The following is a 26,530-nucleotide window of genomic DNA, read 5'->3' as shown; positions in this document are numbered from 1 at the left end:
AAATGACACAACTTTTAACCTTTCTGAATATTGTCTCTGAATCCATGGCAGCACCAATCACCACCCTCCTCAGGTTATTGTCTGCGGCCTTTATTTGCCACCTCATCGGTGCATTTTCTTTGGCCCATGCTCAAGTAGATGCCGGCGCTCTCCAGCGGGGGCTGGAGCAGCAATTGCCATTGCCTTCCCCATTAGCGCTTCCAGAAGCCACTACTAAGGAGCAAGAAAAGGCGACACAAGCCAAAGCAGGCGATGTGCGTTTTACAGTGAACTCTTTCGTGCTTGAGGGCGTCAAGCTTCTGCCTGAGGCAGATATTCAGGCAGTACTTAAACCATGGCTTGGTAAAGATATTGGCTTTGATGATTTGCAAAATGCCTGCAATGCCATTCAAGATTATTACCGTAAAAAAGGCTACACCGTTCAAGCAATTCTGCCCCCACAAAAAATTGCTGGTGGGGTCGTCAAGATTTTGGTAACCGAAGCAAAGCTGGGTAAGGTCGTAGTCGAGACTCCCAAAGGACCGACGCGTTTTAGTAAAGAGCGTGCCGCCGAATACATTACTTATGCCAACCCAGTGGGCGATCCACTGAGCATGCCCTCCATTGAGCGCGCCCTAATCATTTTGAATGAAACTCCTGGCGTAATAGTGTCAAGTCAATTAGAGCCTGGCGCAAAGGATGGGGATACAGATCTGCGTTTGCAATTAACCCAACCTGAGCTGGTGCAGGGAAGGGTGGAGGCAAATAACTACGGCAGTAGGACGACTGGTGCAAACCAAGGAGTGGTTGCCCTCAACATCAATAATCCCATTGGCATTGGTGATCAATTCTCATTAAATGGGATTGCTTCACAAGGATCGCAATACTTACAAGGCGCAATCTCCGTCCCCGTATCTCCAGATGGATTACGTTTGGGTTTAGCAGGCACTTTTCTAAATTACAAGAACGTGAGTAACTATACGTCCAATGGTGGTGCAGGCGATGCATGGACAACCGGTGTGAGTGCGGCCTATCCTTTGATTCGTAGTCAAGGCGCTAATTTAAATGGCTCACTAAACTACGACATTAAAAGTTATAACAACCGCAACTTCTTAACTGACTCAGTTGTTAGTGCATACAACATCAATAATATTTCTGCAGGTCTTTCCGGAAATATTGCCGATAGCTTTTGGCATGGAGCCGTTAACAGTGGTTCTGTCTCTTTAATATTTGGGCATTTAGATATCTTGGCAACTAGTCAGGCTAACTATGGGATGTATTCCATTCCGAACACTACGCCTACCCAGTATGGTGTAGTCACACCAGCAAACTTTACAAAGCTTGCTTTTGCTGCGAACCGGACGCAGCAATTGGTTGAAGATGGCACAACCAATCTCTACGCTGCTGTATCGGGACAGTTTTCTTCGGTTAACTTGAACACTGCGGAACAACTGTATTTGGGTGGACCATATGGAGTACGCGCTTATCCAGTTGCTCAGTCTGGCGGGGCCCAAGGGGGTATTTTTACACTTGAGCTGAGACATCAATTACATGAAAAGTTCACCTTATCCACTTTCTTTGATGCTGGCGTTGTGCAACAGTACAAGAATTTGTATCCAGGCTGGCAAGGCCAAACCAATGCCAACAATACCTACTCACTCATGGGTGCTGGTTTTGGGGTGAAGTGGGATTATGAAGGATGGGGTATTGGTGCAATGGTTGCCTGGAAAGTTGGCCAAAATCCACTCTATAGCTCTACTGGTCAACCCGTTAATACAGACGGAACCACAACACAACCCCGAGCTTGGGCTACTGCCAGTTATACCTTTTGATCCGCTAGCCAATAGCTCATTAAAACGGTAACTTCGCATCTGGCTTAGCAGCCAACAATACCGTCTTAAACTCTGCCTGAATACGTTTAATCGCTTCCTCACTATCCGCCTCAAAGCGCATCACCACTACTGGTGTTGTGTTTGACGGCCGGGCCAAACCGAAGCCATCGGCATATTCCACACGCACACCATCAATCGTGTTGATGGATTCGGAAGTAGGAAACTTCGCATTGGCTTTGATGGTTTCTAGTAAGGCAAAAGGCTCACCTTCAGCGCAAGTAAGTTGTAATTCTGGCGTACAAATAGCATTTGGTAAGTCATTGAGAGTTTTGTTTGGATCTTTCTCTTTAGACAGAATCTCCAAAAGACGTGCGCCCGTATAAAGACCATCATCAAAGCCAAACCAGCGGTCTTTGAAGAAGATATGACCAGACATCTCCCCAGCAAGGGGTGCACCAGTTTCTTTGAGTTTGGCTTTCACTAAAGAGTGACCTGTTTTCCACATCAAAGGCTCGCCGCCATGTTGTTTGACCCAAGTTGCTAGATTACGAGTGCATTTCACATCATAAATAATTTGACCACCAGGATTTCTGGAAAGAACATCTTTGGCAAACAGCATCATTTGACGATCAGGAAAGATTACTTGACCATCTTTAGTTACTACGCCTAGGCGATCTGCATCGCCATCAAAGGCAAGGCCGAGCTCATTATCAGTAGTCTGTAAGTTTTTGATGAGATCTTGCAAGTTTTCAATGTGCGCAGGATCTGGATGGTGGTTTGGAAAATGACCATCCACTTCACAAAAGAGTTCTTGCACTTCACAGCCCAGCGCTCGAAATAATTGACCAGCAAAAGCGCCACCAACACCATTGCCACAATCGACAGCAATCTTCATGGGGCGAGCCAGCTTCACATCGCCAACGATATGCTGGAGATACATCGGAAAGATATCAAAAGTAGAGCGAGTTCCAAATTTATTAGATTCGCCTTCGGAAAATTGCTTAGCTTCAATACGTTTACGTAATCCCTGGATTTGATCGCCATAGATAGCGGCGCCACCCAGAACCATCTTGAAGCCGTTATAGTTTGGTGGGTTATGACTTCCTGTAATCATGATCCCGGACTTGGGTTTCTTGCCGTGGATTTCTTGATTGGCAGCAAAGTAGACCATCGGGGTGGCAACCATCCCTAAATCAATGACGTTAATTCCAGTGGAGAGTAAGCCTTCAGTTAAAGCTTCTATTAAAGAGGGGCCAGATAGGCGACCATCACGACCAATGACAATCTCGGTTTCACCTAGCTCACGCATCTCCGTACCAAAAGCCTGACCAATAAACTTGGCGATGGATGGATCTAAGGTCTCATCAATAATCCCGCGAATGTCATAGGCTTTGAAAATAGAGGGGGATAGTTGCACAGAGGATCCTAAGAGTTCAATAAATTAATACGCGCAGCTGTGACGGCATCAATATTGTCATTTGCTACAACAGGCGTGCCATCCAGCAGGGCTTTTTCGATGGGTTTAGCAAGTACTTTGCCGTATTCAACGCCAGGTTGATCAAAGCTATTGATATTCCACACTGCGCCCAAGCTAGCGGTACGGTTTTCATAAAGAGCAAGTAGTGCACCTAAATAGAAGGCATTGAGCTCTGGTAAGAGCAGTAGGTTGCTAGGGCGATTACCGGGATACACATCATTTGGGTTGTCTGCTTGTTTACCATGCGCCAATGCCTGTGCCTGCGCTAAGCAGTTTGATAGCAAAATGCGGTGGTGGGCAAGCGCCTCAGGTCGATCACTCATAGGCTTGCGAACCGCAATGAAATCAATCGGCACTACATCAGTACCTTGGTGTAAAAGTTGGAAGTAGGAGTGCTGGGCATTGCTGCCTGCACTACCAAAGACTACTGGTGAAGAGTGTTTCACCGGCTTGCCATTACGATCAACCGACTTGCCATTGCTCTCCATATCTAACTGTTGTAACCATTTTGGAAACCAGTCCAGAGCATCAGCATAGGGAATGGCAGCATAAGCCTTGATGTCATGAGTTTCTTGTTGATGCAATAAAGCCAAGGCCATGATGACGGGAATATTTTGCTCGAGTGGCGCATTCTTAAAATGCAAATCCATTGCATGGGCACCCGCTAAAAATTCTTCAAAGGTTTTAAAGCCGTATTGCAAGGCAATGGGTAAGCCAACTGCAGACCATACTGAATAACGGCCGCCAACCCAATCCCAGAACGGGAAAATATGATCTTCTTCAACACCAAATGCTTGAGCAGCAGGGACATTTGCCGTCACTGCAAATAAGGATTTAGCAATTTGACTCTTAGTGCAGCCCGAAGCTTTGAGCCAAGACACTACAGCCTTGGCATTCATCGTAGTTTCTAAGGTGGTAAAAGACTTCGAAACAATTACGACCCGGGTGCTATGCGGCAGAGCACGATCCAGAATGCGTGCTAATTCAGCGGTATCAATATTGGCTAAAAAGTGCATGCGCATGCCGCGACTCTCAATGCCAGGGACATGGGCTAAAGCTTCAATGGCTAGTCGGGGGCCGAAGTCGGATCCACCAATACCAATATGGATTACATCAGTCACGCCTACCCATTGGTTACAAAGAGCCTGTATACGGCGCCAGACCTCTGTAACAGCGGGCATGACATCTTGGCCATCTAGTACTACTGGTGATTTAGACAGATTGCGTAGGGCAGAATGTAGTGCAGGGCGATCCTCACTCTGATTAATATGCTTGCCTGCAAACAGATCGGCAATAAATTGCTCTAACTGGGATTTGCGCGCAAATGAGAATAGGTCTTGCCACTGCGCTGCACTGATATTTTGGTAAGCGGTATCGAGCACCATGTCTACCGCAGAATGGGTGCTCAAAAGGGCGGTATCGGACAGATTTTCTGGTCTAGAAGACATGAGCGGATTTTATCAAGAAGGGATGTCAAAACCCGTAAAACACTGAAAATACTGGGATTTCGCAAGAGAAAACCAAAAGTTCTCTATAATCTAGGGCTTGGATCCAACCGAGATTCACACAAATGGAAGAGTGGCAGAGCGGTTGAATGCACCAGTCTTGAAAACTGGCGAGGATGAAAGTCCTCCGTGAGTTCGAATCTCACCTCTTCCGCCATCAGCTCTAATTATTGTCTTTCCGGTGCAAACGCACCGCCAGCCTCAAGAGCCTTGAGTTCATCGCCTGCGATACCGAGTTCACTCAATACTTCACTAGTATGCTCGCCCAGTAGTGGTGGATGCTTACGAACTTGCTGAGGTGTACCCATCAGCTTGACGGCAAAACCAATATTGGGAACACTGCCTTCAATCGGATGATCAATCTCCATGCGCATCTTGCGATGACGACCGTGATCGCTATCAAATGCTTCTGGATAAGTATTAATCGGGCCCGCAGGGATACCTGCTGCTAAAAGATCATTAACCCATTCTTCGCAAGATTTGCTTGTAAATGTTTTTTCTAATTCAGCTGCAAGTTCTAAACGATTGGCTAAGCGTAGTGGATTGGTTTTAAAGCGCGCATCTTCAAATAATTCAGGACGCGCAATTTTTTCGCACAGGAGTTTCCACAGCTTTTGATTGGTAGCACCCATCACAAAGTAACCATCAGAGGCTTTCATGGCCTGGTAAGGTGCACTCATGTGGTTTGCGGTACCCAGCTTATAGGGCTCAACGCCAGTACCCCAGTACTGTGCGGTATCCCAAATGGAAAATGCCAAGGCAGAATCAAATAAAGAAGCATCAATAAATTGACCTTCACCAGTTTTAGTCTTGCCAATATAAGCAGACAAAATTCCGTAGACTGCAAATAGCGCGCAACCTATGTCGGCTACTGGAACGCCTGCTTTAACTGGCGGGCCATCAGGATAGCCAGTCACACTCATCACACCTGACATCGCTTGTGCCATAAGATCAAAGCCAGGGCGATCAGCCCAGGGGCCCGTTTGACCAAATCCAGAAATGCTGGCGTAGACCAAGCCGGGATTAATTGATTGCAGGGAAGCATAATCAATTCCCAATTTTTTCATGACACCGGGACGATAGTTTTCAACCAAGATGTCCGCAGTCTTTACTAATTCAAAGAAGACTTTCTTGCCGGCTTCGGTTTTCAGGTTGAGCGTTACGCTGCGCTTGTTGCGGTTCATATTTAAAAAGCCCATGCTGTCAGAGCCTTTCATCTTGAAACCCATAGCGCCCCGAGTTTGATCACCAGTACCGGGCGGCTCGATTTTGATGACATCTGCACCCAAGTCCGCTAGCAGCATGCAGCAGTAGGGACCCGCCATCACCTGGCTGACATCCAGCACTCGGACCCCAGATAAGGGAAGGGGTCTAGAACCCTCTTTTATAGGTGTTTTCGTCATTGTCTCGATGGTTTTTATATGTTTAGAATGAATGTCTAATAGTATCAAACACAATTAAAACAATATTTGGAGACTGTATGCTGCACAAATCCCCTAAGTTCATGTTGCGTGGACTGATTGCGCTGGCCTTAGCTGGCACCTCATTTTTGTCAATCGCGCAACAAGCGTATCCCACTAAACCAATTCGTTTAATCGTGGGGTTTGCACCTGGCGGGGGTACTGATATTGTGGCTCGCGCCCTCGCTCCCAAAATGGGCGAGATTTTGGGCCAAAGCATCATTGTTGAGAACAAGTCTGGTGCAGCAGGCACTATTGGTGCAGACCTCGTGGCTAAAGCCAATCCAGATGGCTATACCTTGTTAGTTGGGCACTCGAATTCTAATGCGATTGCACCCTTTGTATTGACTAATGTGCAATACAACCCTGCAACAGATTTCACACCGATTACCTATTTAGGTTATGTACCCAATGTACTAGTTGTTAAAGCATCTCTACCAGTGAACTCTGTAGCGCAATTGATTGCATTGGCTAAAGCGAATCCTGGTCAAATGACTTATGGCTCTTCTGGTATCGGTAGCACTCAACATTTAGCAGGCGCCTTGTTTGCCAAAATCGCTGGCATCCAACTCAATCACGTTCCCTATAAAGGCAGCGGTCAAGCCATTATTGATTTGCTGGGTGGTCAGATCACGATGAATTTTGATACTCTGCCACCAAACCTTCAGCAAATTAAAGAAGGAAGCTTAAAAGCCTTGGCAATCTCGACACCAAAACGCTTGCCGATTCTGCCAAATGTGCCTACGTTTGGCGAAGTGGGGATTGTGGGTTTTGATGTCACCAATTGGTATTCCGTCATGGGGCCAAAGGGTATGGATCCTGCGGTGGTGAATAAGATTGACCATGCAGTCAAAATGGCGATGGCTGATCCCCAAATCAAAAAGACCCTAGATGCCCAGGGTCTACAACCAGAAGGACCTGCGACGCCTGCAGCATTTAGTTTGTTCTTAAATGCAGAACTGGCGAAGTATCAGCGTTTGGTCAAGAGCTTGAACATCAAAGCAGAATAAGTAGAGTTGATGACATCAAAAGATTTGGACACACCAGCATCCCCAGTGGCTCAAGTTAGTCTTGAAGTGCGCGGCCAGATTGCGCACATTACTTTTGATCATGTGGCAGCACGTAATGCCATGACGGTTGGTATGTATGAAAGTCTTAAATCCATTTGCTTGGATCTGGCTAAGAATCCGGACATTCGGGTGGCGATCTTTCGGGGTGCAGGCGGTAAATCGTTTGTCTCTGGTAGCGATATTGCGCAATTCTCTAGCTTTAAAGATGGTGAAGATGGCGTTCGCTATGAAGAGGCAATTCATGACTATTTAAATCCATTGGCGATGCTACCCATGCCAACCATTGCTGTGATTGATGGCATGGCAGTCGGTGGTGGTTTAGCAATTGCCACTTGTTGTGACTTTCGGATTTCAACACCCGATGCCAAGTTCGGCGTTCCTATCGCTAGAACCCTAGGCAATTGCCTCTATCCCGGCAATATTGCCTGGCTGGTAGCGCATCTGAATATGAATATCGTACGGCGTATGCTGCTGTTAGCGGAAATGATTCCTGCGAAGGAATTGCAAACACAAGGTTATTTGCTAGCGACCTATGAAGCAGATCAGCTCGGTAACGAAGCTGATGCTTTGGCACAGCGCTTAGCAAAACTAGCCCCCATCACACAAAAAGCCAGCAAGCTCGCCATGGCCAGAATCATTATTAGTCAATTACCCGATTGCAAAGATCTGATACGTGAAACGTATGGTAGCAATGACTTTAAAAATGGCGTGGCTGCATTTTTAAAGGGTGAGCCACCTGTCTGGACTGGCAAGTGAGTTTTCAATTAAGTTAGCAAGCAAGTTAGCAAGTAAGCCCGCGTTACGGATTCACCAGCTAAGTTAAAAACATTTCTTGCAGATTATTGAGATAGCGCAGGCCTAATGCGGTTGGCTTGAGTTTGCTGGGGTTCTCATCTAGCAAACCTTTTTTGCTGGCTTCATCAAGCCCTTTGCTAATCACGCTGAGTGGTAAACCGGTGCGCTCACTAAAAGTGCTGGTATCAACACCATCACTCAAGCGCAGGGCGTTGAGCATAAATTCAAAAGGGAGATCTTGAGCATCAATATCTCTTTGCTCAATCAAGGCATTGCCTTTAGTTTCCATCGCTTGCATATAGGTTTCAGGATGGCGCTCGCGCACTTGCCGAGTAATTTTTCCTGGATATGAAATTTTCCCATGAGCACCTGCGCCAATCCCAATGTAATCTCCAAAGCGCCAGTAATTGAGATTGTGTTTGCACTCTTGATCTTTCTGAGCATAGGCCGATACTTCATAGCGTTTGTATCCCGCTTTAGTCAGTAGCTCTAAGTTCTGCTCAAAGATGGCATCAATCTCATCATCAGTTGGCAACTTTGGTGGAAAGTTGGCAAAGTAGGTATTAGGCTCAAGAGTAAGGTTATACAAAGAGAGATGGGGAGTCTGAAATGACAGAGCCGTCTCTAAATCGGCTTTCGCTGACTCGAGACTTTGATTGGGTAAGCCATACATTAGATCTAGATTCACGGATTTAAAGTGATTCAAAGCGATCTGTACAGCTGCTTTGGCTTGCTCACCATTGTGGATACGACCTAAGGCTTTGAGTTGCTCATCTTGAAAGCTCTGGATTCCTAAAGAAATGCGATTGATGCCTGCTTTAGCAAAGCCTGCCAGTTTTTCAACTTCAATAGAGCCGGGATTGGCCTCCATTGTGATTTCAGCACCGGGTTCTAAGTTCATCCGGGCACGCACTGCGCAAAGGAGTTGATCCATACCTGCCACCGAGAGCAAACTCGGTGTGCCCCCGCCAATAAAGATGCTGTGGACTTGGCGTCCCCAGGTATTCGGGATTTCCGTTTCTAGATCGCTTATTAAGGCTTGGATATAGCGCTGTTCATCAAATCCCGATTTGCCCTCTTTTATCTGATGAGAATTGAAGTCGCAATAAGGACATTTCTTTTCACACCACGGAAAGTGAATATACAAAGCCAGGGGTGGCAATGCAGCGAGGGAGGGTTGATTGAGCGCAGCCATTAAGCACGAGTCTGCAATTGCTTAATCAGTTGACGCAAGGCTTGGCCGCGATGACTGATGACATTTTTTTCTGTTGGATCAAGTTCTGCAGCGGTCTTATTCTGTTCCGGTATATAAAAGTGAGGATCATAGCCAAAGCCGTAAGTGCCTTTTGGCTCTTCCACAATCACTCCATGCCACTGCGTTTCCACAATGAGGGGCTGTGGATCATCGGCGCTTTTGACAAATACAAGCGCGCAGACATAGTGGGCACTGCGATCGGTTTTGCTTCGTAACTCAGCAATGAGCTTTTGATTATTGGCAGCATCATTTGCGGGTTCACCAGCAAAGCGAGCAGAGTGAACGCCTGGGCGCCCATCTAATGCATGAACGCATATTCCGGAATCATCTGCTAAAGCGGGGAGCCCACTGGCAGCACTGGCATGGCGTGCTTTCGCTAAGGCATTCTCCACAAAGGTGTGATGTGGTTCCTCTGCTGCAGAAATATTGAGAGATCCCTGAGTAATAACTTCAAAGTTCAAGGGCGCCAAGAGCGCCTGAAACTCTTTGACCTTGCCAGCATTATTAGAGGCGAGTACAAGCTTTTGCATAAGGCCTTAGCGCAAAGCATCCATTTGTAATTGAGTAAGTTCAGTAATTCCATGCTCTGCCAAATCCAGTAGGGCAGTCAGCTCTGCCCTGGAGAAGGCAACGCCTTCAGCGGTGCCTTGCACCTCAATCATTCCACCTTTACCAGTCATCACGACATTCATATCAGTGTCGCAAGAAGAATCTTCTGGATAATCCAAATCGAGTACCGGAGTCCCTTGATAAATCCCAACGGAGATGGCTGCAACGCTATCGATGATGGGGTCTTGTGCCAAGGCACCACTTTTGAGTAGTTGGTTCACAGCATCTCTAGCGGCAACATAAGCGCCAGTGATAGAAGCGGTGCGAGTGCCACCATCTGCTTGCAAGACATCACAATCTAAATGAATGGTGCGCTCACCCAAAATTTCGAGATTAAAGATGCTACGCATGGCGCGGCCAATGAGGCGTTGGATTTCTTGTGTACGACCAGACTGTTTGCCTCTTGCAGCTTCACGATCACTGCGGGTGTGAGTAGAGCGGGGGAGCATGCCGTACTCGGCGGTAACCCAACCCTCTCCGGAGCCTCTTTTATGAGGGGGTACCTTATCCAAGATACTGGCAGTGCATAGCACCTTAGTGTCGCCAAAGGCAATCAGAACAGAGCCTTCCGCATGCTTGGTAAAGGAGCGCGTAATCGTGACGGGGCGCAAGTCTTTCGGTTTGCGGCCGCTTGGGCGGGTGACAGTGCTTGAATTTGGGCTACTCATGGATTTGTCCTGTATTTCGTCTGGGGGGCTATAAAGAATCTACAATGTCCATATGATATCGAGCATGACTGGTTATGGCAGCGCTTCTCGCCAAGTCTCCCTAGGAGCGGGTGTAGTTGCTGATCTGCAGGTGGAATGTCGGGCTGTGAATAGCCGCTTTCTGGATCTGGGCTTTCGCCTGCCGGATGAATGCCGGGGCGCTGAGCCTGCTTTACGGGAGCTAGTCAGTCAAAGCCTATCGCGGGGCAAGGTCGAGTTTCGGGCTGCCTGGCGTATCAATAGCAGTAACAATAACAATAGCGGTGCTGCGACAGCCAATCCCCATTCCCTGGGTACTTTGAATCAAGATCGTCTAGATGCCCTCTATACACTTCAAGAAAAAGCCCAATTGAGCTTTCCTAATGCTCCAGAATTAAGAATGGGTGAGATTTTGCGCTGGCCTGGAATCGTATCTGAACCGCGCGGTGAGGAAGAGGGTTGGGTGGCCGCCACGATTGAAGCGGGTAAGGCTGCTCTAGCCGTCTTATTAGAAAGTCGTCACGCTGAAGGCAAGGCCTTGGTTGGCGTCTTAAACCATATCACCACTCAGATGCGTGAGATTGTGAAAACCATTGAGCCTAAGGTGCCACAGTATGTGGCTCAGTATCAAGAAAAGCTCACAGAACGTTTGTCTGAAGCCTTAGCTGCTCAAGAGCAGGCTAAAGCGGGCGCAGAGTTGATGGAGCGCATTCGTCAAGAGGTAGTTCTGTATGCAGTGCGTATTGATGTTGCCGAAGAGTTCGCTCGTCTCAAGACACACCTACAAGCAGTCGATACTGCATTGGCGGGTAAAGGGCCAGTGGGTAAACGTTTAGATTTTCTGATGCAAGAGCTCAATCGGGAAGCCAATACGCTGAGTTCAAAGTCAGTCTCAGAAGAATGTACCCAAGCAGCCCTAGAGCTCAAGCTCTTTATTGAGCAGATGCGTGAACAAGTTCAGAACCTAGAATAGTCCGTACAATCTTCCCATGACAAGCGCTAGTCAAAACCCATCTTATCAAGGCAGCATGTTGATGATTGTTGCGCCATCCGGTGCAGGCAAATCCTCTTTAGTGAATGCTTTGCTGCAAGATGATGCCGGAATCAAGTTGTCTTTATCCATCACAACCCGTGCACCGAGACCGGGAGAGGTAGATGGCAAAGATTATCGCTTTCTCTCTCAAGAAGACTTCCTGGCTGAACGAGATCAAGGACATTATTTAGAGTGGGCGCAGGTACATGGCAATTTTTATGGCACCTCGAAACCGTGGATCGAATCTCAAATGCAAGCGGGCAGTGATGTCTTATTGGAAATTGACTGGCAGGGCGCGCAACAAATTCGGAACTTGATTCCTGCAGCCCAATGGATCTTCATTTTTCCCCCGTCGATTGAAGCCTTAGAGCAACGCTTGCGTCATCGTGGTCAGGATGATGAGGCGACCATTCAAAAGCGCCTGGCAGCAGCCCATGTGGAGTTATTACATGCGCATGAGGCGGACTATATCGTGGTCAATGATTCTTTTGAACAGGCCCTGGTGGATCTAAAGCACATTTTGGCTGCTAGCCGCCTGCGTTCTGGGCCCAGCATGGCCAGAAATCCAGCCCTTTTAAGGCGGCTCGGGGTCTAATCAGTTATCCTATAGGTATTGAAGCTAAATTTAAGTGAGTTCAGGATGGCCCGTATTACTGTAGAAGATTGCCTTAAAACTATCCCCAATCGTTTTGAACTGGTTTTGGCTGCGACTTATCGCGCTCGCCAATTGGTTCAAGGTCACTCCCCACGTGTTGAGTCCAGAGACAAAGCCACAGTTGTTGCATTACGTGAAGTTGCTGCTGGCGTTACCGACCGTGACATGTTGACCAAAGTACCTTTGTAATTTAGGAGTTCCGGTGTGGAGCTCCCTTTAGGCATTCGCAAAACATCGGAATTAGTAGGCGGGGTCTCGTCCAAAGAGACTCCGGTAGTAGCAAGTCAAGCTGATCTATTAAGTACACCTTCAGATACAGCAATTCAATCTAGCAAAGACAGTGGTAAAAAATCGATTTTGGCGAGTCTACTCGCGCAGTCGAGCCGTCATTTATTTGGACCTACCTCAGCACCCAATCTTCCCTTAAAGCACCAAGTTGTCTCGATTGAAGGTTTGCTGGCTAAGCTGACATATCTCAAGCCTGAGGAGATTACGCAGATCAAGAAAGCGTTTCAGTTTTCAGATACTGCGCACTTAGGTCAGTACCGCCATAGTGGCGAGCCTTACATTACCCATCCAGTAGCGGTTGCTGAGCTCTGTGCTACCTGGCGTCTAGATGCACCTTCCATCATGGCTGCCTTATTGCATGACGTGATTGAGGATACCGGCTGTAGCAAGGCAGACTTGGTTGAGAAGTTTGGCGCTAAAGTTGCTGAGCTAGTTGAAGGTCTCACCAAACTCGATAAGCTCGAGTTTCAAAGTCATGCTGAAGCGCAAGCTGAGAGCTTTCGCAAAATGTTTATGGCGATGGCGCGCGATGTCCGCGTCATTCTCGTCAAACTAGCAGACCGCACGCACAATATGCGCACCCTCGATGCGGTGCCGATGGAGAAACGCCGTAGGGTAGCTGCCGAGACAATCGAGATCTATGCCCCAATTGCTCACCGCCTGGGCTTGAACATTATTTACCGCGACTTGCAGGACTTGAGTTTTCGTTACTCCATGCCAATGCGGTTTCGGGTCATTGAGACTGCAGTAAAGCGGGCGCGCGGTAATCGCAAAGAGATCATTGAGAAGATTTTGCAAGCTTCACGGATGGCCTTTGCAAAAGCCAATCTCGATGCAGATTTGCGTGGCCGTGAGAAGACCCTTTACAGCATCTATAACAAGATGCGGACTAAGCGTGTGAGTTTCTCGCAAGTCTTAGATGTGTACGCATTTCGGGTGACAGTTCATAGCATTGATGAATGCTATCGCTCGCTGGGCATTTTGCATTCGCTCTTTAAGCCGATGCCTGGCAAGTTTAAGGATTACATTGCGATTCCAAAGCTCAACGGCTACCAATCCTTGCATACGACTCTCTTGGGGCCTTCAGGTGTGCCGGTCGAGTTTCAGATTCGTACCAAGGACATGCATGCTGTAGCGGAGGCTGGGGTTGCAGCGCACTGGGCCTATAAGGATGGCTCTCCAGATATGAGCGAAGTCCAAAATCGTGCTCACCAATGGCTGCAGTCCTTGATTGATATTCAGGATAGTAGTGGTGACTCTCAAGAGTTTTTAGAGCACGTCAAGATTGATTTATTCCCAGATGCGGTTTATGTCTTTACACCTAAAGGTCAAATTCGGGCATTACCGCGTGGCGCTACCGCTTTAGATTTTGCATACTCCATTCATAGCGACCTGGGCAATACCTGCGTTGCCGTCAAGATCAATGGTTTGCAATTGCCATTGCGCAGTGAGCTAAAAAATGGCGACATTATTGAAGTAGTAACCTCTGCAAACTCCCAGCCGAATCCGGGTTGGTTAGCTTTTGTGCGCACCGGTAAAGCACGCGCATCGATTCGCCATTCCTTAAAGACTAAGCATTACTCAGAATCACTGCAATTGGGCGAGCGTTTATTAGCAAATAGTTTGCGCCAGCAGGGGGTCGATGCAGCCTTACTGACCCCCGATATTTGGGAAAAACTCATGCACTGGACTGGGGATAAAACCCGCGAGGAGGCCTGCGTCAATATTGCCCTAGGGCGTCGTTCACCACAAGAGTTGGCGATTCGCCTCAAAATTCTGATTGATGATGAGGGCGGTACAGAGCAGATGCGTCTGGGCGCGGCAGACTGGATGGTATCGCCCCCCGAAGTCCATCAGCATCACCATCAACGTCAAGCGATTTTGGTGGATGGGCGCGAAGGTAATTCCATTCACTTCCAGACCTGCTGTCATCCGATTCCCGGGGACAACATCATTGGCTATTTGGGTAAGGGTGAGGGCTTACAGGTGCACACCAATGATTGCCCAGTTGCCTTGCGCATGCTTTCAAAAGATGGCGAGAAGTGGGTCGAGGTTGAGTGGAGTAGGGATGTTCATCGAGAATTCGAAGTCGATTTAGCAATTGATACTCGCCAAGGGAAGGGTGTACTGGCTCGCGTTGCGAGCAGTGTCACAGCAGCAGATTCCAACATCATGAATGTATCAATGGAAGATCGCTTCAAAGAAGATTCTGTGATGATTCGCTTCACCATTCAGGTCTACGATCGTCTGCATCTCTCTAAGGTGATGCGCAGCTTGCGCACCAATCACGACGTATTACGTGTCACCCGTATTCGGACTGATTAAAGATACTTCACGTCTAAGATTTCAATTTCACTAGGTCCAGTCGGCGTTTGGATCACGACACAATCACCCAAGCGAGACTTGATGAGTGCCTTAGCAATTGGTGATACCCAACTGACATGGCCCTTATCTAGATCTACCTCGTCAACCCCCACAATCGTGATGGTGGTTTCTTTTCCGGCTTCCGGTCCTTCGAGTGCTGAATAACTCACTGTAGCCCCAAAGAAGACTTGCTCTGCATCAGCATCACCCGATTTTCTGGCCGAATTATCGACAACCACCGCGAATTCCAGGCGCTTGTTTAGAAAGCGAATACGGCGATCAATCTCCCGCAAGCGCTTTTTTCCATAAATGTAGTCGCCATTTTCTGAGCGATCGCCATTGGAGGCTGCCCAGTGAACCACCTTCACAATCTCAGGCCGATCAAGGTTTAGGAGCTGTAGAAGCTCGGTTTTGATGCGTTCGTGGCCGGCAGGGGTGATGTAGTTTTTCTCTTCCATGGCATAATTATGGATGTTGCGGCTGTAGCTCAGCTGGATAGAGTACTTGGCTACGAACCAAGGGGTCGTGGGTTCAATTCCTGCCAGCCGCACCATCCCATACTGGGCCTAGTTGAAAAACTGGGCCCTTTTCGTTTTTCTTTAGCCTTTCATGCAGATCCCTTATATTCGGAAGGTTCTCAATTTGAGCTTTAAGGCACTATTTCTAGGGCGTTTCTTTAGGCCTATGCCGTGACAATCCTGTAGTATCAAAACCACGACCAGCCACTTGTTTAATGATGCCAATGACTCCTGACTCTTCTACTGAAAAAACTTCGATAGCGAAGTGGGAGCAGTCCAACTCTGAAAATGCAAAAGTGGTCATTACCGGCAGAGTGGATGTCTACACCCTTGCAGGTGTCTGGACCCAGATTCGTCAACAACAAGATGCGTGGTTAAAGACTGCTGGTCAACACAATCTCATTTTTGATGCCACAGCCATCTCTTCATTTGATGGTGCCGGTATTGCATTTCTGATCGATCTTGAAAAAATGCAGCAAGCTGCTGGTGGAACATTTTCGATTGTCGGTTTAGATCCTCGTTATCAACCTCTGCTAAAAGAGTTTGATCCTATTGCGAATTTGTTCCCGGTACCGGTAGTGAAACCTCAAAGAAGTTTTGTGGTGAGTACTGGCATGGCAGCGCAGAACTTAATTGATGACACGCGGGGCTTGGTCTCATTTACTGGTCACCTTGCAGCAGATCTTTTTTGGTCTTTGCGACACCCAAACGATGTGCGTTGGGGTGATTTCGTCAATGCCGCTGTTCAAGCAGGTATTGCAGCCTTGCCAATTGTGGGACTGGTTGCTTTCCTCATTGGCGTGATTCTCTCTTTCCAGGCTGCTATCGGCATGCAGCAATTTGGCGCCGTTTCCTTTGTGGGCCCATTGGCCGCGTTGGGAATTGTGCGAGAGATGGGGCCTTTGATTACCGCCATCTTGCTTGCTGGTCGATCCTCTGCGGCTTTTGCGGCAGAGATTGGCACCATGACAGTCAATAGTGAGGTTGATGCTTTGGTAACCGGAGGATTAAGCCCGATCCGTTTTCTGGTCGTGCCAAGAGTGCTGGCTGGCATTTTGGTGGCACCGATTTTGACTTTGTATGCCGACATCGTAAGCGTAATTGCTTCCATGTTCACCATGTTGATTTACGGGATTCCTTTTGTAAATTTCTATAACGGTATGTTGTCCGCAGTGACTGTGGAAGATGTCTGTTCAGGTCTTATTAAAGCCACGCTGTTTGGTATTGTCATTTCAGCAATGGGCTGCTTGCGTGGTATGCAGACAGGCACCGGCGCAGCTGCGGTGGGTATCTCCGCAACGCGTGCGGTAGTGAGCAGTATCGTGATGATTGTTTTGGTTGACGGTATTTTCGCCTTTATTTCTTACAAGACTGGCTTCTAATGGACGCGCCAAATAATTCCACCTACGCCATTGAAGTCCAAAACCTTACTGTGGGTTATGGTTCAAATATTTTGATGAAGGATCTCAATTTCTCAGTGAATAACGGAGAAATCTTTGTGATCTTGGGTGGCTCAGGTTGCGGTAAATCAAGCTTATTAAAGAACCTCTTTGGCCTCTATCAGCCCCTGTCTGGTGATGTCTTGATCGAAGGTCAAAACATCACTAAAGCCCAAGGTGCTGCACGTCAGAAGATCATGACCAGTTTTGGTGTGATGTATCAACAAGGCGCATTGTTTGGCTCCATGAATCTTTTGGATAATGTGACACTCTTTATGCAGGAGTACACCAATTTAACCCAAACCCAAATGGATTTATTGGCACGTTGCAAGTTGGATCTCGTAGGGTTGCTACCTTATGAATCCTACATGCCGAGCGAGATTAGTGGCGGTATGCAAAAGCGGGCTGCAATTGCTCGGGCAATGGCATTAGATCCCAAAATCCTCTTTCTGGATGAACCGTCTGCAGGCTTAGATCCTATTACCTCCGCTGATCTCGATAGCACTATCCAGGACCTATCTAAAAATTTAGGCATTACTTTTGTGATCGTGTCGCATGAGCTTGCCAGTATTTACGCGATTGCTGACAAAGTCATTATGTTGGACAAGGGTGCTAAAGGCATTATTGCCGAAGGCGATCCTAAGGTATTACGGGATACCAGTACGGATCCTAGGGTGCATCAATTCTTTAATCGCATTATGAGCAAGGACGTAGCATGAGCGCTAACTCAAATCCCAATTATTTTCGCTTAGGTGTTTTTGTGCTCGCAGCAATTGCCGTACTGATTGCTGTGATATTGATTTTTGGAGGGGGAAAAATCTTTCAAAAATCCTTCATGGTGGAAACCTATATCAAGCAATCGGTTACTGGTTTAGATACGGGTGCGGATGTGCGCTTTAGGGGCGTCAAAATTGGTCAGGTTACCTTGATTGGCTTATCGGGCGATATCTATGAAAGGGATGTTCCTTTCAATGAGCGTCGCCAATACGTCGTTGTGCGGATGCAAATTTATGGTGATAAGGTGAGCCCAGACCAAATCCAAGAGTTTGTTGCGAATAATTTGCGCGCCAGGGTAAAGTCCATGGGTATTACGGGCGTGAACTATGTCGAGTTTGATTTCGTGGCTCCCGCAAACCTCACGCCAGCGCTGGTATTCAATTGGAAGTCTGAGTATCCAGTGATTCCCTCAATGCCCAATCAGGCGGATGAAATTCTCTCTGGCCTCCAGAAGTTTATTTCCACACTCAATGGTATGGATCTTGATAGCACCACTCAAAAGTTTGATCAACTCCTAGTTAATCTGAATACCATCATGGCTGGAGATGGCAAGGGTAATCAAGGTTTAGCGGTTTCTGTTCAGAATATGAATGTCATTCTCGGCCGCCTTGCGAAAGTTACTGATAATGATGAGTTGAATGTATTGATGCGAGAGTTGGTGGGTTCGATGGTGGCATTACGTCAAACGATTACCAGTATGCAGGGCGATACTCAATATACGATCGAGAACCTCAAGCAAACCAGCGAGCAGCTCAACGAACTGACCCGGATTGCTAGCCAGTCACCTGCAAGCTTGATTTGGGGTGAGCCACCTCCCAAGATCGTACTTCCTTCGAACGGTACCCAAGGACAGACAGGAGCATCTAAATGATTAAATATTTATTCTGGGGCATCCTTTCTGCAGGCTTGATGGCATGCTCATTGCCAACCCGCGCTCCGGTGACCCCAACTAGCTGGATGGTGATGCCCGAGCGCACCGGAGCACCTTTAACAGCACGTACCCCATTCTGGTTAAAAATTGGCACTGTCAGTGTTGCACCTCCATTTGATGGAAAGTCTTTGGTGTATCGCTTAGGTGATCAACGTTATGAAAAAGATTTCTATAACGTGTATTCAGCGATCCCATCAGAGATGATTGGCAACGCCGAGAGACAGTGGCTCAACAAAGCCAATATTTTTTCAGCAGCGGTTGGACAAGGCAATGCCTTCTTTCCTTTCTACAGCTTGCAGGTCACTGTCAATGATTTCTATGGCGACTATCGCGTTAAGCCCGAGGCTGTTGTGAGTATGGAATTTTTCTTAACCGTTGAATATGGCGGTAAAAATAATCCCTTGATCGGTGCTAATAGCTATACCAAGCGTATTGCTCTCAAAGACAATACCCCTGAAGCATTGGTATTGGGTCAACAACAAGCCTTGGCTGAGATCTTGAAAGAGTATGAGACCCAGCTGTATAAATATGCTGGTAATTTACCGCCGCCTTTAGGTCAGGCACCTGCAAAGTAATCTCTCGGTAATTCATACGATGCCAACCAATGTATTTGGTTGGCAAATTTTTCTCGTTCAAGTAATGTGAGACAGTCACTATCAAGCTTCTGCAGAGGTTTAAGACAAGAGCTGCGCTCTAGTGAGTTAATCAGCTTATTACTTGCAGTCACGCTCTCGGTCGCAGCCTTATCCAGTGTTTCTTTTTTGGCTGACCGCATGCAAAGGGCATTTCAGTACGATGCCCGTCAGTTATTGGCGGCCGATTTATTAATCGCTGCCGATCAACCGATTCCAGAGACATTCATTGAGCAGGCGCACAGCAAGCAATTGCAGATAGCGCAAACAGTAGTCTTCCCCAGTATGGCTACGGTAGGGCAGCAGAGCAAGCTTGCCTCTCTGAAGGCAGTGAGTCCTCAATATCCCTTGCGCGGAGCACTTCAAGTTCAAGGTCTTGCTGACGGCTCTCCATTAACACCGTTAATCTCTAGCCCACCCAGTGGATCCGTATGGGTTGATCCAGCCATGCTGGGTAGCATGCAAGCAGCGCTGGGTGATCAGATGCAGCTTGGTCAAAAATCATTTGTGATTGCAGGCGTATTAGAGCGTGAGTTAGATCGTGGTGCTGGCTTTATGAACTTTGCGCCTCGAGTGATGATGTCCTTAGCCGATTTATCTGCAACAGAATTACTTGGTCCGGGAAGTCGGGCGACCTATCGATTATTGCTCGCGGGTCGAGATGATCAAATCGCTGCTTATGAACAATGGGCAAAAGCAGCCATTGAGTCGCAAAACTTGCGAGGTATACGTATTGAGGCGCTTGATAATGCCCAGCCCGTATTGCGTAAAACTCTAGAGCGGGCAGAGCGCTTTCTATCCTTGATCGCGGTATTAACAGCCATGGTTGCATCCGTAGCGATTGCGCTATCTGCACGTCGCTATGCCATCAAGCAAGCAGACAGCTGTGCCGTTCTGAAATGTTTTGGCGCTACCTCAGGATGGATTCTTCAAAAACAAGTTTTGAATATTGTGTTTTTGGGGATTGTCTCTGCTGGATTGGGCTCGGCTCTAGGCTACCTTGTTCAGTTGATATTGACTTCATTGCTGGGCAATTTGATTTTGACGAACCTGCCTGGTATCTCCATGTGGCCAGTACTGTGGAGTTCACTCTTGGCACTATTCTTGTTGCTTGGCTTTGCAGGACCGCCTTTAATGGCCCTGGTAAAAGTGTCACCGATACGTTTAATCCGTAAAGAATTCAATAGCATCAATGCATCTTCATTTTGGGTGGGCATTTGTGGTCTGGGCACCTGTGCTGCATTAGTAGCCATCGCTGCGCAAGATTGGAAGTTGGCTCTCTGGGCTGGATTCAGTTTTGGCGGAGCAATTCTGGTATTTCTAAGCTGCGCATACTTGGTATTAAACGCCTTGGCAAGTATCCAGACGCAGCGCTTCTCAATCCATTTTGCTATTACAGCGCAAAGCAGAAGAATGGGGTTTGCAGTCATGCAGATTACCGCCTTGGGTATCGCGTTAATGGCGCTCTTAATGATCTTGCTCTTACGACAGGATCTACTGAGTGCTTGGCAGGGCAATATTCCTCCCGATGCACCCAATCGATTTATGATTAATGTGCAAGACGAACAGAAATCCGCAATTACTCAATCACTGGTGGCGGCTGGTATTAGTAAGCCTGATTTCTACCCCATGGTGCGCGGCCGTCTCATCGCCATTAATAAACGCGAAGTTTCTTCTGCAGACTTTAAAGAAGACAATGCAAAGCGGCTGGTAGATCGGGAGTTCAATTTATCCTATACCGAGCAATTACCTCCTGGTAATCGTATTACTGCGGGGCAGTGGATCTCTGGAGATAGTCCACAGATTTCGATGGAAACGGGTATTGCAAAGACCCTCAATCTCAAGATGGGTGATCAGCTCACTTTTGAAGTGGCTGGGGAACAAATCACCGCACCCATTACCTCATTACGCAAATTGGACTGGAGTTCTATGCGCGTGAATTTCTTCGTTATCATGCCGCCTGCTCAACTAAATGCTTTGCCACAGTCATGGATCACATCTTACTATCAGACCCCCGATCAAGCAGTATTGGATTTTCAGATAAGCCAATCTTTTCCGAATCTAACGGTAGTTGATGTTTCTACATCCCTGCGTCAAATTCAGGATGTGCTCAATAAACTCTCTGCCGCTTTGGGTTTACTGTTTAGCTTTACGATTGCAGCAGCAGTCCTGGTTTTAATTTCCGCAATGGCTGCTACTCAAGATGACCGCTATCGAAATGCCGCTGTATTAAAAGCGATAGGAGCCTCACGTCAAACCTTAGCAAGCATCGCTTGTTTTGAATTGCTCGTCATTGGTATTACCGCTGGTGCCTTAGCCGGATTATTCTCTGGAATTGCCGCTTGGGCTTTGGGGCACTTTGTACTAGAAATTGAATTTCATGCTTTTTTTCAAGCCCTTGCGCTGGGCATTACCTTTGGGGTGCTTGCTTGTTTATTGGCAGGGTATCGCTTCGGACAAAAGATTCAGGCTGCTACTGCGATGGAGTGCCTACGAGAGGGTTACTAGGTTCTTTGGTAACTCAACTAAACGGGTTCCGGCAAAGCGGTCTGGCAAGGCTTGACGATGTGCTGAATCTCTACGGTCTAGGTAGATAGTGAGCGGCCATAAGAACAGTGCAACCGTAAATAGCATCTCAATGATTTGCCATTTCTCTAAATGCAATGCCCATTGCAATCCAATACAAGGAATCATCCACAGGGAGCTATAGACATAGCGCCATAGGGCTTGAGGTCTATTTAAGGTGTGACCCTGAAGATCAATTATTCGAATGCGCCAGGTTTGCATTGCCAGTGTTTGGCCAGATTTAGTCCAGTACCAAACAAAATAAATCCCGAGGACGATGTAGAGATATAAGAAGGTAAGCCAGCTGGGCAGCGAGACGCCAAACAAAATGCCTAAGCCCAGATTGGGAAGTAGAAAGGTAAGGGAAATCACACCCAGTAGAACCAATTGCTCGTAGAGGGAGCACGATACCCGTCGCCAAAAATGGGGTGCTGGTAAAGCCTTGAGTTCAGTTGGTGTCATGGTACTCCCCCAGAATACAAGCAGGCTTAGTAAGCCGAGCCGGTATCAGAGGCTGGTGGAGCTCCCTCAGTCGTCATGCTTCTAGGTTTAGGAGCAGGCGGGGGAGGGGTTGTCTGTGGATTGATGGCATGCTGCTGTAATGTCGGAGCATTGACCGCCTTCGGTTTTTTCTTAGCTTCAACTTCAGCTAATTTTTTCTTTTGCTCGTCACTGAGTTTTTGATAGGCGCTCCACGCCTCTGCTTTTTTCTCAGCTGGGAACTTGAGGCTACTGAGGTAATTTTCACGTGCAATCCGACGCTCTTTTTGCGATAGGTTAGACCAACTAGCCATGCGTGACTGCAAGCGTTGTTGATCTTGTTCGCTCATCTTTGGGTAGATGTTGGCTACTTGAGTCCACTTTTTGCGACTGTCGGGCAACATATAGTCCCAGTCGTCTTTGAGCGGATTCAGAATCTGTTGTTGTGCTGGCTTGAGACTTTCCCAAGTACCGTCAGGTGTTTTCTCTGGAATAGCGGTAGATTTACCATGAGCAGCACTCCCAGCAGTTTGGGCCATCGCAGGGGTAATGCCGCAGCAAAAGACCGCAATGACTAGCGCGCTAGAGAGGCTAGCGAATAGAGACTTCAAATGAAGTGGCATTGATGAAATAACTAATTATTTGCTGGATAGGGAATCTGTAGCATTGTCGTCAGCATCAGATAGTGGACCGTGTTTTAAAAAGGCCATAAAACCACTATCAGCATAAGCATCTGGAGGGACATCATCAGACAGCAAGGCTGCATCGACTTCAGCAATGTCATTAATACGAGAGTTATCTTGCCACTGAGCAATGCCAATGAGTCCGAAGACTAAAACGGCGAGGGGTGCTACCCAACTCATTGCATCCCATAGACCGCTGGACTGTGAACCCCAATTGCCGGTAGCTCCAGCCAAGATTCTGGTTTGGACGCGCACCTTTTCTGCTTTTCTGACGGAAAGGGCTTTCATGCGAGCAGCATGGAGGCGTTCTTTGATGCCAGTAGGCAGGCTTTGGGCGCCATGGCTAAGCAGGGCGGCACTAGCCCGACCAAATTGGTCAGCCTGGATCTCAGTAAGTTGCTCTTCAAAGTGTTTCACAGCGTAATTCCTTTTAATTTCAATGCTTTAGCTAAGGTTTGTGTTGCTCTAGAACAATGCGTTTTGACACTACCTTCGCTACAACTCATTGCTTTGGCAGTCTCAGAAATACTTAGCTCATCCCAATAACGCATTAGGAAGGCTTCTCGTTGACGTACAGGTAATTTAGCTATTTCTGACTCCAAAGCCTGTAAAAGCTGACTTTGCTCCATTTTTTGGGAGCCGTCTTGGTGAATTTCACTGTCGTCTGGGGCTGAAAGTGACTCTAAGGGGTCAAAATCCTCGTTTTCATCAGTTTTTTTACCCATATTGGAAAACAGGGTGACCCAAGTATTTCTGACCTTTTGACGTCGAAAATAGTCGTGAATCCGATTTTGTAAGATTCGAGTGAAAACTAGTGGAAGTTCAGCAGCAGGGCGATCACCATATTTTTCGGCTAACTTGATCATGGCATCTTGAACAATATCTAGCGCGGCATCGTCGTCACGCACGGCATATACCGCTTGCTTGAAAGCCCGCTGTTCAACACTGCTCAGAAAATCAGATAGTTCTTGGGCTGATGCCATGCAATGGATTAGACCTGAATCAGTAAGAATTGGGCTATTTTAGGGGATTGCTATAGAATATAGGGCTTACTACCTAGATTCTCATTTACGAAGTGGTTTTTCCGGTAGCAGCGCCGTTCGAACTCGGGCCACAAGCAAGAGACAGAACAGACCAAACAATTTTTTGCCGAAAATTGCAAAGGACGAAAGAAAATGAATACAAGCAGCGCCGAATTTTTAGCTACTAAAGCTAATAAAGACTCAGCAAATACAAATCCCGTAGCAGCGCCCCCAGAAATGATTGGCGCTGAAATGCTCGTGCATGCATTGCACAAAGAAGGTGTTGAATACGTTTGGGGTTACCCAGGTGGTTCAGTGCTCTTTATCTACGATGAAATTTTTAAACAAGATAAGTTCGAACATATTCTGGTTCGTCATGAACAAGCAGCAATTCATGCGGCGGATGGTTATGCACGTGCAACTGGTAAGGTTGGCGTTGCATTAGTGACCTCAGGTCCGGGTGTAACCAATGCAGTTACCGGAATTGCGACTGCTTACACTGATTCAATCCCGATGGTGATCATCAGCGGTAACGTACCAACCTATGCAATTGGGGAAGATGCCTTCCAAGAGGCAGATACCGTTGGTATTACTCGCCCAGTGGTAAAGCACAACTTCCTCGTGAAGGATGTGAGAGATTTGCCACTCGTTTTGAAAAAGGCATTTCACATTGCACAAACTGGCCGTCCAGGTCCTGTCCTGATTGATATCCCCAAGGATGTCTCAGCAGCCAAGGCGCCCTTTGTATATCCAGAAACTTTGGAGATGCGCTCTTACAACCCAGTAGTGAAGGGCCATAGCGGCCAAATTCGTAAGGCTGTTGCTTTGTTACAAGAAGCGGAGCGCCCATATATTTATGCTGGTGGTGGTGTGATCTTGGCAGATGCAGCGCCTGAGTTGAAAGAGTTCGCTGATCTCTTAGGCTATCCAGTAACCAATACCTTGATGGGTTTAGGTGGATTCCCAGGATCAAGCCCACAATTTTTGGGTATGCTTGGTATGCACGGTACCTACGAAGCCAATATGACAATGCAACATAGTGATGTGTTGATTGCGATTGGTGCGCGTTTTGACGACCGCGTGATTGGCAATACCGAGCACTTTGCAAGCCATCCCCGCAAAATCATTCACATCGATATTGATCCTTCTGTTATCTCCAAGCGCGTGAAGGTTGATGTTCCGATTGTTGGCAATCTCAAAGAAGTATTGCAAGAGATGACTGCGCAATTAAAAGCAGCTGGTCCACGCAAGAATGGCGACAAGCTTGCTGCTTGGTGGGATCAGATCAATGAATGGCGCAAGAAAGACTGCCTCAAATACGACGAAGCTTCGCAAATTGTGAAACCACAGTATGTGGTCCAGAAATTGTGGGAGCTCACCGGTGGCGATGCTTTCATTACCTCTGACGTAGGCCAACACCAAATGTGGGCTGCGCAGTTCTATAAGTTCGATAAGCCTCGTCGTTGGATTAATTCTGGTGGTTTAGGCACCATGGGCGTTGGTTTGCCATATGCTATGGGCATTAAGAAAGCCTTCCCCGATCAGGATGTCTTCGCGATTACTGGTGAAGGCTCCATCCAGATGTGTATTCAGGAGTTGTCTACCTGTAAGCAATACAACACGCCTGTGAAGATCGTGTCTTTGAACAACCGTTATCTCGGTATGGTTCGTCAATGGCAAGAGCTCACCTATAACAAGCGTTATTCCAGCTCTTACATGGATTCTTTGCCTGACTTTGTGAAGTTGGCGGAGGCCTATGGTCACGTTGGTATGCGCATTGAGAAAAAGTCTGATGTTGAGGGTGCACTCAAAGAAGCAATTCGCTTAAAAGATCGTACGGTATTTATGGATTTCCAGACCGACCCAGAAGAAAACGTTTGGCCAATGGTTCAAGCAGGTAAGGGCATTACAGAAATGCTCTTGGGTAGCGAGGATCTCTAATGCGACACATTATTTCTGTATTGATTGAGAACGAACCCGGTGCTTTGTCACGGGTGGTCGGGCTGTTTTCTGCTCGTGGCTACAACATTGACACCTTAAGCGTTGCGCCTACTGAAGATCCATCGCTTTCACGGATGACCATTGTGACTTTTGGCTCCGATGATGTGATTGAGCAAATCACCAAGCACTTAAATCGCCTCGTTGAGGTGGTGAAGGTATTTGATTTAAGTGAAGGACCGCATATTGAGCGTGAACTCATGATGATTAAGGTGCGTGCCGTAGGTAAAGAGCGCGAAGAACTCAAGCGCACAACCGATATTTTCCGTGGCCGCATTATTGATGTCACTGATAAAAGCTACACCATCGAGCTCACTGGGGATGGCGCTAAATTGGATGCATTTATTGATTCGATTGATCGTGCATCGATTCTGGAGACCGTGCGTTCTGGCGGTTCTGGTATCGGGCGCGGTGAACGTATCTTGAAGGTTTAATTTTTTAACTGATTTATAAAGCAACACAACATTTTCAACACAA

Annotated in this window: 25 protein-coding genes and 2 tRNA genes; 16 read left to right on the top strand and 11 right to left on the bottom strand. The window is 47.4% G+C overall.

Annotated features, from left to right (window positions below):
* The first annotated feature begins 2 nt into the window (after positions 1-2).
* Positions 3-1,811: a ShlB/FhaC/HecB family hemolysin secretion/activation protein gene (locus C2757_RS05345; protein WP_215373305.1), complete on the top strand. Its 1,809-nt coding sequence runs from the start codon at positions 3-5 to the stop codon at positions 1,809-1,811.
* Between the two features lie 19 nt (positions 1,812-1,830).
* On the opposite strand, the gene C2757_RS05340 is transcribed toward C2757_RS05345, so the two are convergent.
* Positions 1,831-3,228, bottom strand: coding sequence for a phosphomannomutase/phosphoglucomutase (locus C2757_RS05340; protein ID WP_215373303.1), 1,398 nt, complete (start codon positions 3,226-3,228; stop codon positions 1,831-1,833).
* Positions 3,229-3,236: 8 nt separating this feature from the next.
* Positions 3,237-4,736, bottom strand: coding sequence for a glucose-6-phosphate isomerase (gene pgi / locus C2757_RS05335; RefSeq protein ID WP_215373301.1), 1,500 nt, complete (start codon positions 4,734-4,736; stop codon positions 3,237-3,239).
* A gap of 124 nt (positions 4,737-4,860) precedes the next feature.
* On the opposite strand from pgi, the gene C2757_RS05330 reads away from it, so the two are divergent.
* Positions 4,861-4,950 (top strand) — tRNA-Ser (locus C2757_RS05330).
* 10 nt (positions 4,951-4,960) lie between these two features.
* Here C2757_RS05330 and C2757_RS05325 read toward each other — a convergent pair.
* Complete coding sequence (locus tag C2757_RS05325) at positions 4,961-6,196, bottom strand: CaiB/BaiF CoA-transferase family protein (RefSeq protein ID WP_215373300.1); 1,236 nt, start codon at positions 6,194-6,196, stop codon at positions 4,961-4,963.
* A 77-nt stretch (positions 6,197-6,273) separates the two neighbouring features.
* Between C2757_RS05325 and C2757_RS05320 the strand changes: the two genes are divergently transcribed.
* Positions 6,274-7,263 carry a tripartite tricarboxylate transporter substrate binding protein gene (locus C2757_RS05320; protein WP_215373298.1) on the top strand — a complete coding sequence of 330 codons (990 nt, stop codon included), beginning with the start codon at positions 6,274-6,276 and terminating at the stop codon, positions 7,261-7,263.
* A gap of 9 nt (positions 7,264-7,272) precedes the next feature.
* On the top strand, positions 7,273-8,079 hold the full coding sequence (locus C2757_RS05315; protein WP_215373296.1) for an enoyl-CoA hydratase/isomerase family protein: 807 nt from the start codon (positions 7,273-7,275) through the stop codon (positions 8,077-8,079).
* 58 nt (positions 8,080-8,137) lie between these two features.
* On the opposite strand, the gene hemW is transcribed toward C2757_RS05315, so the two are convergent.
* Genes hemW through rph form a run of 3 tightly spaced genes read right to left on the bottom strand, consistent with a single transcriptional unit; the run spans position 8,138 to position 10,650 of the window.
* The gene (hemW, locus tag C2757_RS05310; protein ID WP_215373294.1) at positions 8,138-9,313 is read right to left on the bottom strand and encodes a radical SAM family heme chaperone HemW; all 1,176 of its coding nucleotides are present in this window, start codon (positions 9,311-9,313) and stop codon (positions 8,138-8,140) included.
* On the bottom strand, positions 9,313-9,903 hold the full coding sequence (gene rdgB, locus C2757_RS05305) for an RdgB/HAM1 family non-canonical purine NTP pyrophosphatase (RefSeq protein ID WP_215373293.1): 591 nt from the start codon (positions 9,901-9,903) through the stop codon (positions 9,313-9,315). The genes hemW and rdgB overlap by 1 nt, the downstream gene beginning before the upstream one ends.
* Before the next feature lie 6 nt (positions 9,904-9,909).
* Positions 9,910-10,650: a ribonuclease PH gene (gene rph / locus C2757_RS05300; protein WP_215373291.1), complete on the bottom strand. Its 741-nt coding sequence runs from the start codon at positions 10,648-10,650 to the stop codon at positions 9,910-9,912.
* A gap of 52 nt (positions 10,651-10,702) precedes the next feature.
* On the opposite strand from rph, the gene C2757_RS05295 reads away from it, so the two are divergent.
* From C2757_RS05295 to C2757_RS05280, 4 genes are read left to right on the top strand one after another with little or no spacing between them, the layout of a single operon-like run.
* A complete protein-coding gene (locus C2757_RS05295) occupies positions 10,703-11,641 on the top strand; it encodes a YicC/YloC family endoribonuclease (RefSeq protein WP_215373289.1) in 939 nt (312 codons plus the stop codon).
* Between the two features lie 16 nt (positions 11,642-11,657).
* The gene (gene gmk / locus C2757_RS05290) at positions 11,658-12,296 is read left to right on the top strand and encodes a guanylate kinase (protein ID WP_215373287.1); all 639 of its coding nucleotides are present in this window, start codon (positions 11,658-11,660) and stop codon (positions 12,294-12,296) included.
* A gap of 45 nt (positions 12,297-12,341) precedes the next feature.
* Positions 12,342-12,545: a DNA-directed RNA polymerase subunit omega gene (rpoZ, locus tag C2757_RS05285; protein ID WP_011902918.1), complete on the top strand. Its 204-nt coding sequence runs from the start codon at positions 12,342-12,344 to the stop codon at positions 12,543-12,545.
* Positions 12,546-12,560: 15 nt separating this feature from the next.
* Complete coding sequence (locus C2757_RS05280; RefSeq protein ID WP_215373285.1) at positions 12,561-14,969, top strand: bifunctional (p)ppGpp synthetase/guanosine-3',5'-bis(diphosphate) 3'-pyrophosphohydrolase; 2,409 nt, start codon at positions 12,561-12,563, stop codon at positions 14,967-14,969.
* On the opposite strand, the gene greB is transcribed toward C2757_RS05280, so the two are convergent.
* Entirely contained in the window at positions 14,966-15,466 is a 501-nt protein-coding gene (gene greB / locus C2757_RS05275; protein ID WP_215373283.1) for a transcription elongation factor GreB, read from the bottom strand. The genes C2757_RS05280 and greB overlap by 4 nt on opposite strands.
* Before the next feature lie 18 nt (positions 15,467-15,484).
* On the opposite strand from greB, the gene C2757_RS05270 reads away from it, so the two are divergent.
* The 6 genes from C2757_RS05270 to C2757_RS05245 all read left to right on the top strand — a co-directional run bounded on the left by C2757_RS05270 (position 15,485) and on the right by C2757_RS05245 (position 21,813).
* Positions 15,485-15,561: transfer RNA gene (locus tag C2757_RS05270), tRNA-Arg, on the top strand.
* A gap of 180 nt (positions 15,562-15,741) precedes the next feature.
* Positions 15,742-16,908 carry an ABC transporter permease gene (locus C2757_RS05265; protein WP_215373282.1) on the top strand — a complete coding sequence of 389 codons (1,167 nt, stop codon included), beginning with the start codon at positions 15,742-15,744 and terminating at the stop codon, positions 16,906-16,908.
* Entirely contained in the window at positions 16,908-17,684 is a 777-nt protein-coding gene (locus tag C2757_RS05260; protein WP_215373280.1) for an ABC transporter ATP-binding protein, read from the top strand. Before C2757_RS05265 ends, C2757_RS05260 begins: the two co-directional genes overlap by 1 nt.
* Positions 17,681-18,613 (top strand): MlaD family protein, encoded by a 933-nt coding sequence (locus C2757_RS05255; protein ID WP_215373278.1) that lies wholly within the window; start codon positions 17,681-17,683, stop codon positions 18,611-18,613. Before C2757_RS05260 ends, C2757_RS05255 begins: the two co-directional genes overlap by 4 nt.
* Complete coding sequence (locus tag C2757_RS05250) at positions 18,610-19,248, top strand: membrane integrity-associated transporter subunit PqiC (protein ID WP_215373276.1); 639 nt, start codon at positions 18,610-18,612, stop codon at positions 19,246-19,248. The genes C2757_RS05255 and C2757_RS05250 overlap by 4 nt, the downstream gene beginning before the upstream one ends.
* 66 nt (positions 19,249-19,314) lie before the next feature.
* On the top strand, positions 19,315-21,813 hold the full coding sequence (locus tag C2757_RS05245) for an ABC transporter permease (protein WP_215373274.1): 2,499 nt from the start codon (positions 19,315-19,317) through the stop codon (positions 21,811-21,813).
* Here the strand turns inward: C2757_RS05245 and C2757_RS05240 are convergent.
* From C2757_RS05240 to C2757_RS05225, 4 genes are read right to left on the bottom strand one after another with little or no spacing between them, the layout of a single operon-like run.
* Complete coding sequence (locus C2757_RS05240; RefSeq protein ID WP_215373273.1) at positions 21,796-22,332, bottom strand: RDD family protein; 537 nt, start codon at positions 22,330-22,332, stop codon at positions 21,796-21,798. The genes C2757_RS05245 and C2757_RS05240 overlap by 18 nt on opposite strands.
* Positions 22,333-22,358: 26 nt before the next feature.
* Positions 22,359-22,973, bottom strand: a complete 615-nt coding sequence (locus C2757_RS05235) for a DUF3106 domain-containing protein (RefSeq protein ID WP_215373271.1) — start codon at positions 22,971-22,973, stop codon at positions 22,359-22,361.
* Between the two features lie 15 nt (positions 22,974-22,988).
* Positions 22,989-23,450 carry a DUF3619 family protein gene (locus C2757_RS05230; RefSeq protein ID WP_215373269.1) on the bottom strand — a complete coding sequence of 154 codons (462 nt, stop codon included), beginning with the start codon at positions 23,448-23,450 and terminating at the stop codon, positions 22,989-22,991.
* Complete coding sequence (locus C2757_RS05225; RefSeq protein WP_215373268.1) at positions 23,447-24,016, bottom strand: RNA polymerase sigma factor; 570 nt, start codon at positions 24,014-24,016, stop codon at positions 23,447-23,449. Before C2757_RS05225 ends, C2757_RS05230 begins: the two co-directional genes overlap by 4 nt.
* A 192-nt stretch (positions 24,017-24,208) precedes the next feature.
* Between C2757_RS05225 and C2757_RS05220 the strand changes: the two genes are divergently transcribed.
* On the top strand, positions 24,209-25,996 hold the full coding sequence (locus tag C2757_RS05220) for an acetolactate synthase 3 catalytic subunit (RefSeq protein ID WP_215373266.1): 1,788 nt from the start codon (positions 24,209-24,211) through the stop codon (positions 25,994-25,996).
* Positions 25,996-26,487, top strand: coding sequence for an acetolactate synthase small subunit (ilvN, locus tag C2757_RS05215; RefSeq protein ID WP_011902903.1), 492 nt, complete (start codon positions 25,996-25,998; stop codon positions 26,485-26,487). The genes C2757_RS05220 and ilvN overlap by 1 nt, the downstream gene beginning before the upstream one ends.
* The last annotated feature ends 43 nt before the right edge of the window (positions 26,488-26,530 follow it).

The sequence above is a fragment of the Polynucleobacter sp. MWH-Svant-W18 genome (assembly GCF_018687495.1).
Lineage (GTDB): Bacteria > Pseudomonadota > Gammaproteobacteria > Burkholderiales > Burkholderiaceae > Polynucleobacter.
Note: the sequence above shows the minus strand (reverse complement) of the source record. Positions and strands in the feature narration are given on the sequence as shown.

Coding starts and splice junctions, on each gene's coding strand:
- C2757_RS05345 (WP_215373305.1), top strand. CDS start 3: ATGACACAACTTTTAACCTTTCTGAATATTGTCTCTGAATCCATGGCA.
- pgi (WP_215373301.1), bottom strand. CDS start 4,736: ATGTCTTCTAGACCAGAAAATCTGTCCGATACCGCCCTTTTGAGCACC.
- C2757_RS05325 (WP_215373300.1), bottom strand. CDS start 6,196: ATGACGAAAACACCTATAAAAGAGGGTTCTAGACCCCTTCCCTTATCT.
- C2757_RS05320 (WP_215373298.1), top strand. CDS start 6,274: ATGCTGCACAAATCCCCTAAGTTCATGTTGCGTGGACTGATTGCGCTG.
- C2757_RS05315 (WP_215373296.1), top strand. CDS start 7,273: ATGACATCAAAAGATTTGGACACACCAGCATCCCCAGTGGCTCAAGTT.
- hemW (WP_215373294.1), bottom strand. CDS start 9,313: ATGGCTGCGCTCAATCAACCCTCCCTCGCTGCATTGCCACCCCTGGCT.
- rdgB (WP_215373293.1), bottom strand. CDS start 9,903: ATGCAAAAGCTTGTACTCGCCTCTAATAATGCTGGCAAGGTCAAAGAG.
- rph (WP_215373291.1), bottom strand. CDS start 10,650: ATGAGTAGCCCAAATTCAAGCACTGTCACCCGCCCAAGCGGCCGCAAA.
- C2757_RS05295 (WP_215373289.1), top strand. CDS start 10,703: ATGATATCGAGCATGACTGGTTATGGCAGCGCTTCTCGCCAAGTCTCC.
- gmk (WP_215373287.1), top strand. CDS start 11,658: ATGACAAGCGCTAGTCAAAACCCATCTTATCAAGGCAGCATGTTGATG.
- rpoZ (WP_011902918.1), top strand. CDS start 12,342: ATGGCCCGTATTACTGTAGAAGATTGCCTTAAAACTATCCCCAATCGT.
- greB (WP_215373283.1), bottom strand. CDS start 15,466: ATGGAAGAGAAAAACTACATCACCCCTGCCGGCCACGAACGCATCAAA.
- C2757_RS05265 (WP_215373282.1), top strand. CDS start 15,742: ATGATGCCAATGACTCCTGACTCTTCTACTGAAAAAACTTCGATAGCG.
- C2757_RS05260 (WP_215373280.1), top strand. CDS start 16,908: ATGGACGCGCCAAATAATTCCACCTACGCCATTGAAGTCCAAAACCTT.
- C2757_RS05255 (WP_215373278.1), top strand. CDS start 17,681: ATGAGCGCTAACTCAAATCCCAATTATTTTCGCTTAGGTGTTTTTGTG.
- C2757_RS05250 (WP_215373276.1), top strand. CDS start 18,610: ATGATTAAATATTTATTCTGGGGCATCCTTTCTGCAGGCTTGATGGCA.
- C2757_RS05240 (WP_215373273.1), bottom strand. CDS start 22,332: ATGACACCAACTGAACTCAAGGCTTTACCAGCACCCCATTTTTGGCGA.
- C2757_RS05235 (WP_215373271.1), bottom strand. CDS start 22,973: ATGCCACTTCATTTGAAGTCTCTATTCGCTAGCCTCTCTAGCGCGCTA.
- C2757_RS05225 (WP_215373268.1), bottom strand. CDS start 24,016: ATGGCATCAGCCCAAGAACTATCTGATTTTCTGAGCAGTGTTGAACAG.
- C2757_RS05220 (WP_215373266.1), top strand. CDS start 24,209: ATGAATACAAGCAGCGCCGAATTTTTAGCTACTAAAGCTAATAAAGAC.
- ilvN (WP_011902903.1), top strand. CDS start 25,996: ATGCGACACATTATTTCTGTATTGATTGAGAACGAACCCGGTGCTTTG.